At 66.6% G+C, this 9,404-nt stretch carries 6 protein-coding genes; 3 read left to right on the plus strand and 3 right to left on the minus strand.

The annotated features are described in order from the left end of the window. Nucleotides 1–81: 81 nt before the first annotated feature. Nucleotides 82–1,293, plus strand: coding sequence for a glycoside hydrolase family 36 protein (locus ASE15_RS03480; protein WP_235534117.1), 1,212 nt, complete (start codon nucleotides 82–84; stop codon nucleotides 1,291–1,293). A 416-nt stretch (nucleotides 1,294–1,709) separates the two neighbouring features. Further along, nucleotides 1,710–3,641 (plus strand): DUF4832 domain-containing protein, encoded by a 1,932-nt coding sequence (locus ASE15_RS03485; protein WP_082618159.1) that lies wholly within the window; start codon nucleotides 1,710–1,712, stop codon nucleotides 3,639–3,641. 1,119 nt (nucleotides 3,642–4,760) lie between these two features. Here the strand turns inward: ASE15_RS03485 and ASE15_RS03490 are convergent. Both ASE15_RS03490 and ASE15_RS03495 read right to left on the minus strand, forming a co-directional pair. Further along, nucleotides 4,761–5,456, minus strand: coding sequence for a PAS and ANTAR domain-containing protein (locus ASE15_RS03490; RefSeq protein WP_056761307.1), 696 nt, complete (start codon nucleotides 5,454–5,456; stop codon nucleotides 4,761–4,763). Between the two features lie 572 nt (nucleotides 5,457–6,028). Continuing rightward, nucleotides 6,029–6,367 (minus strand): helix-turn-helix transcriptional regulator, encoded by a 339-nt coding sequence (locus ASE15_RS03495; RefSeq protein ID WP_157277120.1) that lies wholly within the window; start codon nucleotides 6,365–6,367, stop codon nucleotides 6,029–6,031. Nucleotides 6,368–6,824: 457 nt separating this feature from the next. Between ASE15_RS03495 and ASE15_RS03500 the strand changes: the two genes are divergently transcribed. Next, nucleotides 6,825–7,049 (plus strand): hypothetical protein, encoded by a 225-nt coding sequence (locus tag ASE15_RS03500; RefSeq protein ID WP_157277121.1) that lies wholly within the window; start codon nucleotides 6,825–6,827, stop codon nucleotides 7,047–7,049. Nucleotides 7,050–8,698: 1,649 nt separating this feature from the next. Here the strand turns inward: ASE15_RS03500 and ASE15_RS03510 are convergent. Next, entirely contained in the window at nucleotides 8,699–9,037 is a 339-nt protein-coding gene (locus tag ASE15_RS03510; protein ID WP_056761318.1) for a hypothetical protein, read from the minus strand. Between the last annotated feature and the right edge of the window lie 367 nt (nucleotides 9,038–9,404).

Genomic DNA, 9,404 nt, shown 5'->3' on the forward strand with positions numbered 1-9,404 from the left:
TACCGAGTCTCGGACCCGATCCGGCGACGTACTGCGGACGACAGCCGCTGGGACGACTCGGTGCGACACCACTCCTCGTGGATGATCGCGGTTGCCTCAGAGGCAGACACCGTGCTGCTCGGCTGCCTGGAGGGCGAGACCCCGCGGCTGCACGCCGACCTGGACATCATCAGCGGTTGGACCGAGACGGGCCGGCCCGCGACATGGGTCCTTCTCGAGGGCACTGAGCGGGCCGTCTTCGATCGGTACCGACAGCTCCTGGCCGACCGCCACGGAGTGCTGTCACAGGCCCCGGGGGCAGTATGGTCCTCCTGGTACTCCTACTACGAGACGATCTCGCGTACCGACCTCGCCGAGGTCGTCCCACAATTGCCCGCCCTCGGTTTCGACACCGTGCAGATCGACGACGGGTGGGAGCAACTCGTGGGCGATTGGACGCCGAACTCGAAGTTCGCGGCTGGCATGCGGGATGCCGCGAGCCTCATCGCCGACCACGGAATGCGACCAGGGCTTTGGATCGCCCCCTTCATTGCACTGCCCGATTCGCAGGTGGCACAGCGCCACCCCCAGATGCTGCTACGCGACCCCAACGGGGCGCCTGTGCGCGCCGGGACGAACTGGGGTAGCCACTACTACACCTTCGACTTCACCCGCGCAGACGCCCAGGATTTCCTCATCGAGACCGTGGCCCGCGCTGTGCACGAGTGGGGCTTTACCTACCTGAAGCTGGACTTCATCAACGCCGGGGCTGTGGACGGCGTGCGCTCCAAGGACGTCGACCGCGAGCACGCTTACCGGTCGGCGATCGAGACGATCCGCTCCGCGGTCGGGCCCGACGTCTACCTGCTGGGCTCCGGGGCGCCGATCTTCGCCTCGCTCGGCGTTCTCAACGCGGTGCGCACGGGCCCCGACGTCGCTCCCATGTGGGACAACTACGCCACAAGCGACCCGTCCGACGCTACCGCCCACAACGCGGTCTCCAACGCGGTGAGTCGGCTATGGATGCGGGGGCTCATCGGCCTGGATCCCGACGTCGTCTACTTTCGCCGCCGCCGGAACCTCCTCAGCGACCAACAGATGCAGTGGCTGAAGGACAGTGCGACGCTCTCAGGCTTCCCAGCGGTCTCAGACCCACCTGCGTGGATCGAGACACAGGACCGCGGGGAACTGTACGACTTCCTGACTGGCGCACCCGCCACGCAGCAGTTGGATCGATACCTCTTCCAGATCGGGGACCGCCGAGTCGACTTCAGTTCGGTCTTCGACGAAGCGCAGAGCCGTTACCCCCTCTGACGCTCTCCGGGGAGCCAGTCGTCGGGTGGGCACCGGGCCCGGCACGGGTACCGGGCTCACCCGACACCGACCTCCAGGCCCGCGATGCGCCGCCGCTCTAGCGCGACCTGCTCCAGCGGCTCACACAGCTTGCTCGCCCAGCAGCCCAACCAGACCAGTCATGGGAGGAACGCCGGTGCGGAGCCTGCTCACGCCATGCAATCAGACCACCCGTTCCTCCCCGATCACGTGAAGTTCCGACGAGCACCAACACTACTTATGCAAAGCAGGTTGCATAAAGTTGCCCGGGCTGGTGTGATGTGTGCGACGGCGGAACGGACCGCTGTCGACGCCGCGTCGGCTCGCACAGGTCAAGGCAAGGCACAGACGCCTTAGGGGTTGCCGATAGCCGACCGATTCTCGGGAGGACAACGTCGATGACTGTTGATCGCACCACGAAACACCGAGCACGCAAGGTGGGAGCCGTCCTGCTGGCCACAGCCCTGACGATACCGGGGGGTGCTGCTGCCGTTGCCGAGACCACCCCCCTTGTCGGGGCGGGAACGACCACGTACCAGCTCGCCACTACTACGGCAGTCGCAGAAAACCCGCTGAAGGGCTTCCTGCCGTTCGCCCCCGAGCCCGGTCAACCCTCCACGTTCGCCGACCCCGAGTTTCCCCACTCGATGGAGTGGTTCTACCTGCCGGTTGACTCCGTCGTGACCGGCGAAGACACCTATGACTGGACCGCGGTCGAAAGCCGACTCGACGCTAACGCTGAACGAGGCCATCAATCGGTCTTCCGCTTCTACCTCGACTACCCCGGTCAGAACTCCGGGATCCCGGACTATCTACTCGGTCCGGACGGCATCAGCCAGGAACGCACGTACGACTTCTATGACAACGACGGTCGAAGCTTCTCTCCGGACTACGACGATGAGCGCGTCGTGAGCCTCATCGTCGACTTCATCACTGCGCTGGGCGAACGGTATGACGGGGACCCACGCATCGGCTTCATCACCGCTGGCCTGATCGGTTTCTGGGGTGAGGACCACACCTACCCGATGGAGGGCGTGGTGTCCGCGGAGAACCCCGACGGTGAAGACTGGATGCCGAGCCAGGTCACGCGGGAGACGATCTGGAACGCCTGGGACGACGCCCTAGATCAGACCTGGCTGCTGGCTCGCTACCCCTCGAGATCAGTCAAGAGCCACGGCTTTGGGCTGCACGATGACTCATTCGCGTATGCGACCCTGCCGACAACCGACTGGCACTTCCTGTCCAAGGTGATCGCCGAGGGCATGGACGGTGCCTGGAAGCACGCACCGATCGGCGGGGAACTGTACCCACCGCTGCAAGACTGTATCTTCACCGACCCGCTGACCTGCCCCGGCGCCGCTGACGAAATCGCCGCAGGACGCGACCTGAACTTCGAGGACAGCGTCACCGCATCTCACATCAGCTGGATGATGAACCACCAGGCGTGGGCTAGCGGATATACCGGTCAAACACGAGAGCGCGCGACCGCTGCTGCCGCATCGCTAGGATACGACCTCGCAGCGACCGAGGCGACCCTCACCAACACCGGCAGCAGCGTCGAGGTAAGCCTCGACCTCGTCAACCGAGGAGTAGCACCGTTCTACTACGACTGGCCGGCCAAGATGGTTTTGATCGACGCCGAGAACACGATCCTCGCCGAGACGTCGATTGCGGCACACCTGCCCGACCTCCTGCCGGGTGGAACATCGACCCTGACGGCAACACTACCGACCGCCACCCGCGACCTCGCTGGCATAAGGGTTGCGTTCGCTATGCCCAACGTCATGGCCGGCGGCCTCCCGCTGCGCTTCGCCAACGTCACCCAGGATGAGGACCTCGAGGGCTACCTCACCCTCGGTGCCGTACCCGCACCCCCCGGCAGCGGGGCCGCAACGACAGGAGCCACCCTTGAGCTCGACCCCCCTGTCGTAGCCCAGGGTGCGAGGGTTGCCACCACGGCCCGGCACCTCACCGGCGACGAGGTCACGTTCGGACTGGCCGGCACCTCAGAGACTCTCGCGACCGCCAACGTCGTCAACGGCGTGGCTCGTGCGACGATCGTGATCGCCCCCGATGTACCCACAGGTGTCCAGCGTGTGGAAGTCCGTGACGGTGGGACCATGCTCGCACACGCTGAACTGACGGTCGTGGCAGCAATCACGCCCCCAGCCCCGACACCGGACAGTGCATCCACCATCCCGGCCGCCTCAGGGCCCGGTGGTCTTGCCAAGACAGGCCCGTCCCTCATCGCTCTGATCCTGACAGCCACCGGTGCGGCAGCACTAGGCACCATCATGCTCCTGCGGCAACGCCGCCTGCCCAGCAGCTAGACCTACATTCGAGCCGGGCCCCCACCTGGGGACCCGGCATCTGGCCACGGTACGCCCCGGCCGCACGTACGGGGTGCTCGCATTGCGGATCTGAATGGCCCGCCCCAACCAGGGACTCGATGAGTCGCAAGTGCCCGGACGTCAGCACGCTAACTGCCACGAGCCCTGGATGGCCCGCCGGAGTCGTCATGACTCTGGGGCCTACGAACGAGCAGCCTCACGACTGACCGCACGCTCCCCGCGCTCCGCACCCTCGGTGGGACACCGGCGCTACTACCGCCACGAGATCGAAGCCCTGCTCCACGACGAGAGCACTGACCACGACCCCCACGCGTGAAGAGGCACCCGCCCATTAGCGGCCTGGAGCACAACCTGTGGTGCCGGTCGGGGGCGGGGCTGGTTGGGCGAAAGAAGGGAGCTTGCGACCGCGCCCGGCCAGTTTCGACCCCGGCCGGCACCACAGGCGAACAGGTTGTGTGCAGAGTCGCGCGGGCGATGATGGAGCGACAGGAGGGGAAGAAGAACCCCGCGCGCAGCGCGACAACACCCGGCCACACCGCGGCCACCGATCTGGTTGCGGCCCCGGCCGCAAGCACCGGGCCAACGGCCCGGACACGCGACCGAACAGACCTCGGCACAAACAACGCATGCAAGGCCAGAGCAGACACCTAGCGGGTGAAACCAGTCCTGACCTGGGGCTCTCCCCCTGAACAGGTGCGATTCTGGTGAGGCCACGGGTGTTCCACGTGCACCTGATAGTTGGCTCTGGGGGCGGCACCTGCCTCCAGGGCGCCGCCCCCACTCCAGCTGGTGGCGATGGTCTCGCCCCGAGACCTCCACCGGACCCGGGGCGAGACCACCACAGCGCCGCATCGCCCCGAGGCCGGCCGCGGTTGCGCCGACCATCCCAGTCCACTCCCCTGGCCTGTGGTCGGTCGTGAGAAGGGCGAGCACCAGGGCATTCGATCCGTGGATCGAGGTCAGCACCCCACGGAGCAACCACCCCTGCGGCAACAACGGCGGATCCGACGAGGCGGCCCGATCCACCCAGCCGGCCGCGGTGCTCCCGGCTGGCTCGGAGGGCGGGGCTTTTCATGCTTGTGCCCGTCGGTACAGGGCTCAGCTGGGTATCGGGTGTGTGTTTTGGGGTCGGGGTGTCTCGAAGAAGAGGTCGAGGTCTTCGGTGGTGGGGGCGCTGGTTCCGGATCCTTCGGTGAGGCTGGTCATGAGTCGTCGCGCGAGGTGTCGGACTGATTCGTTGGTGATGCTGGAATGGTGGCGCAGGAGGTCGATGGCTTCGTTTTCAGTCATGGCGTACACGGTCATGACTGCCCCTTTGGCCTGCTCGATCACGGCGCAGCTCAGTGAAGAGGCTGCGATGGCTGCGTTGGCGTCGCGTTGGGCCAGTTCGCGTTGGGTGCTGGTTAGGTCGACGAAGTAGCCCGAGAGCTGGCTGATGTCGTCCGTACCCGGTTCTTTCCGGCCGCGTCCAACGATGCCCAAGGTCTTGGTGTGGCCGTTCGCGTCGATGATGCGATGGACGCATGCGAACGGCTCCCCTGACTTGCCGGCGTTCCCTAGGACGGCTTGGACGCGGTCGCGGTCGTCGGGGTGCTTGTGCGCGAGCATGAGCTCGGTCGTTGGCACTACGTCGCCAGGTTGGAAACCGTGCATCTGGTAGAGGGGGTCGGACCACCACCACTGGCCGGTGTGGATGCTGAAGATGTACTGGCCCACTGGCTGGGGGTTGCCCGAGAGCAAGAGCTCGATGAGGTCTGCGTCATAGGGCCGATCGAGGTTGTATGAAGTCGTCATCTCAACTCCTTGGCATGGAGAAGTTCGGGGCCGCTTCCAGACTCCGGTCTGGATGATAGTGCGGGTTGCCTGGTGTGCAGTATGGTTCGCCCGAGGGCGCGGATGGGCCGGGAACGCTCGTATCGGGCGTCGTCTTGAGTCGCCAAGGCCGCACATGGGCATACGTGCGCCCGGTGCGGCACTGGGTGTTGCCGGGAGAGCGTACAGACTCTGCGTCTGTGCCAAACGCCAAAATCCCCGTCCGGAGCCAGGCCGCTTCAGGGGGCTTGGCTGAGCAGGCCCAGGGCGAGTGTGAGGGTGACTGGTGCCCGCGTGCTGTTCGCAGGGCGGCATACCGGGTGTGCGAGGCGCTTGTTGACGTCGGCCCGGACCTGGGCGTAGGTGCGACCACCCCCGAGCCAGTTTCGGCTCCGGCCGGACGCCGAGGGCGAACAGGTTGTGTGCAGGGTCGCGCGGGCGATGCTGGAGCGACACGAGGGGAAGAAAACCCGCGTGCTGCGCGGTCGCAGCGGCCACAAGCGCCCGCAAAAATGTCGCGGGCACCAGGTGGAGGCACCGCCCGAGCGCTCAGTTCAAGTGGTCGTGGGGGAACCGCCTGTGACGTAGGCGAGCCATGCGTCGAGAAGTACTTGCAGGGCTTGGTGGTTCACGCGGTACCGCGCGCTGTGCCCTCGTCGGTGGCCGCGTTCTGGGATCCCGTGCACGACGCCGGCATCCTCAAGGACCTTTAGTTGACCGGCGACTGCGTTCCTGGTGCTGCCGGTTGCCTCGACGATCTCCTGCGAGGAGGAGGTCGGGTGGTCCTTGAGGAACCGCACGATCTCGTTACTCAAGCGGGAGCTCAAGATCTGCACGGCGACCTCCACGTCGTCGGGGCGGTGCCGTCGGGCAGGTTCGGAGAGTCCAGACATGCCCCCATCATCACCGCCCCAGTCACCACGGAGACACCAAAACTGTGCCACCGAAACCTGCGTGCGACAACTCTGGAATGTCCACCCCAGCGGGTCCTGCACGAACACGCCCGCACGGGTCACAGTAGGCGGCCGTGGAGGGTGGGCTGGACGATACCGGTGGAGCGTTCAAGTTCTCCGCGGTACATCGATGAGTTGGCTGCCAGGGCTCGGATGATCGAATTCGAGCGCGGCTCATCTGGCGCAGCCGCCTCTTGCTCAGCATGGCGGGCGTTCCTTGACGAGTTCGCCACCAGTCATGAAGTCGTTGTCGCGGCCTGGGGGTCCCGGCTAGGTCGCTTGTGTCGAACAGGCAGGTCAGGGCGATCCTCGCGAACAGGTCGGCTTGTTTGGAAGCTGGTCGTAGCTTGCGGGTGGTGGGGCAGGTTCCAGTCCCTGGGGTGGGTGCGCTGGCAAGTTGTTTCTGGTCATGGGCGGGCAGGGCGGCGAAGCGCAGGGCGACCTTGCCCAGTCCCAGGCCCGCCTGGAGGCGCAAGCGCGGCGTGATCAGCTGCGCGAACAGGTCAACGCCCGCCAGAACGCGTTCATGAACTGGAGAACGAGCCCGCCTCGGCACGAGCCCGTCGCCGAGGTCCGCGCCCTCTACGAGCATCAGATCGCAGAAGTACGCCAGCAGGACTAGGTGGGGTCTCGTAGTAGCGAGGAGACGTCGCCACGGGGTCAACGAAAGACTCCGGCCACGACGCCCCCCGGAGGGGAGACGCGCGCACCGGCCGCGACTCGCAATACTCTGCGGACAGCGCGTGGTGCTGCCGGACAAGGGGGTTCCGGCAGCACCACTGGGAGCTTCGGCCGACGTGGCGTGGCCCACCTGCGACGTGCGATGGTGGGGCGCCTCCGAGACTCCTGCGGTGATTCTAAGAGGAGGGCAGGCTAAGGGCACCCGGTACGCATGCGCGGTTCTCCACACGCGTGCAGATCAACCAGCGATGTTGAGTGTCCAGGTTGCGGCGTCGTTGTCTGGTGGCCACCACCAGTCGGTGTCGGTGATCTCGCGGGGGCTCGCGTCGTGGTCGTGGCGGGTGAGGTAGGTCTGCCAGGCGGCGCGTTGGGTGGCGTAGCGGCGGAGCTGGGGGGGCGATGGCCTCGAGCACTCCGAGGTATTCGGCTACGCGTAGGAGGAGGTCTGGGTGGGGCAGGAGGCCGGTGGGGGTGCGTTCGAGCAGGCCCCAGGCGGTCGACAGCGTCGTGGACTGCGTGGCGCGAGATCCCGGTGCTGGTGACCAGGTCGGTGATGGTGTGGGCTCGGTCGTGTTCGACGGCTTCGAAGATCAGGGCGGCGACGTGGCCGAGCTCGCGGAAGGCGGGCCGCAGGGCGCGGGCCTTGCCCTTGTCCCAGCGCAGGCCAGGAGCGGTGTCCGCGATCGTGGGGGGGAAGCGTGAGGGCGTACAGGTCGGCGTGCTCGCCGCATGCTTCCTTCAGGCGGTCGATCCAACCGGCCGCGGTGAGCTGGTGCAGCAGCACGGAGACGGTGGAGTGGTCCAGCCCGGTGGCCACGGCCAGCGACCGGGTACCGAACGCGATGTAGCGGGAGCCGGCCTTGTGAGCGGCTTCCCCCAAGGCTCGCAGAAGGAGCGGGCCCCGTACCAACGACGCCCTGGAAGGCTACCTGTTCGCGGGTCCGCAATGCCGCGCGCCAGGTGCGGATGAACCCGTGTTCGTCCTCACCCCCCGGAGGCCCCCTGTGACTTGTGGGCGCTTGCGTTGGATCTGTGCACACGGGCGAGTCCCAGCAGCCGCACGCGCACAACGCCCACAAGAGGGCACCGCAGAGCGACGCGAGGCGATCATCAGGGCTGCGGGCAAACCTACGACCTCCTCTCGGACTGATCTGAAGCAACCAACCTCTGGTTGTGGATCAGGGCCAGTCCAGGGCGAGGTCAGGGGGTCCGGGGTGAACCGGGGCATCGGCGCGGCCCGGCCCGGGCTCATACCCTCGGTGAACCAACCGTGCCAGGGCGCAGCGGGCGAGTCCGCGTGTGTGAGCGTGCCCTTGGCGGCCAGGTATTCATCGACCTTGACCAGGCCATGTGGTGAAGTTCTCGGGTGACCGGGTGAAAGTGGTGGTCATAGTGGTCTCCTGATGTTCGATAGGTGGGCGGCCCGGGGTCCAGGAGTGCGGGCGCGTAGTTTTTCTGGGTCGGGGCCGGGCCCTGGGGGGGTAACTGGCCCCGCATGCCGCCCGTTGGGGTGGTATTGCCTGGTGGCCCGTGGTGTTCGCGGGTCACCAGGCGCTTAGCCGTTTTAGTCCTGCCCGCGCAGGGAGATGGTCAGGACCGGCCCGCCCTCCTCTCCCCACCCACGTGCAAGATCAACTCGGCCAGGACGCCGTCACGCCGGGACCGCACGTTCGGGAAGGCGAAGACCTCGAAGTCAGCGGCGGCGCCGGCGATTGCCACCAGGTCACAGGCCACCAGGGACGCTATCCGGGTCACGTCCCAGGCCCGGCCTTCGGTGTACTGCATCGCCCCGTTGTCCTGGTCCCAGGCGATCGTGCGGGCATAGGCGGCGGTGATGGCAACCAGAACACCATCCGCGATCGCCTGAGCACGGGTATAGCAGTCGATGACCTTCGCACCGAAGAACTCCGGCAACTCTCGTCGGTACATCAGCAGTGGTATCCATGGGCGGCCCCCTCCCGTCGGAGGATGAGTGGTCTAGGTGGTCCCAGACCTTGATCGCCCCCACCTGGCGCCGCAATCGCCGTCCGCATAAGCGCCAGGGCGTCCGTCGATGGCAAGGGGGAGGCCCGGGCTCTCAGCGCTGGTCGATCAGAGCGATGTCGCGCCAGCTCCAGCCCGCTTGTGAGGTGGCGAGCATCCTGAGCTGGAGTTCGCCGACGATCACGGCCCCCCTGCCCGATGGTTGATCGCGAGAGGCCGCCCCCGGAAGGGGACGACGGCCTCGTGGGCGACCGGGAAGGTCAGTACGTGCTGAGCTCGCCCGACGCGGCCAGCGCGGCGAAGGCGATGATGT

Source organism: Oerskovia sp. Root22, assembly GCF_001429135.1.
GTDB lineage: Bacteria > Actinomycetota > Actinomycetes > Actinomycetales > Cellulomonadaceae > Oerskovia > Oerskovia enterophila.

What these genes read in the sequence shown, in the direction of transcription:
- ASE15_RS03510 (WP_056761318.1), bottom strand. Translation starts at nt 9,037, where the DNA reads ATGTACCGACGAGAGTTGCCGGAGTTCTTCGGTGCGAAGGTCATCGAC.
- ASE15_RS03480 (WP_235534117.1), top strand. Translation starts at nt 82, where the DNA reads ATGATCGCGGTTGCCTCAGAGGCAGACACCGTGCTGCTCGGCTGCCTG.
- ASE15_RS03485 (WP_082618159.1), top strand. Translation starts at nt 1,710, where the DNA reads ATGACTGTTGATCGCACCACGAAACACCGAGCACGCAAGGTGGGAGCC.
- ASE15_RS03490 (WP_056761307.1), bottom strand. Translation starts at nt 5,456, where the DNA reads ATGACGACTTCATACAACCTCGATCGGCCCTATGACGCAGACCTCATC.
- ASE15_RS03495 (WP_157277120.1), bottom strand. Translation starts at nt 6,367, where the DNA reads ATGTCTGGACTCTCCGAACCTGCCCGACGGCACCGCCCCGACGACGTG.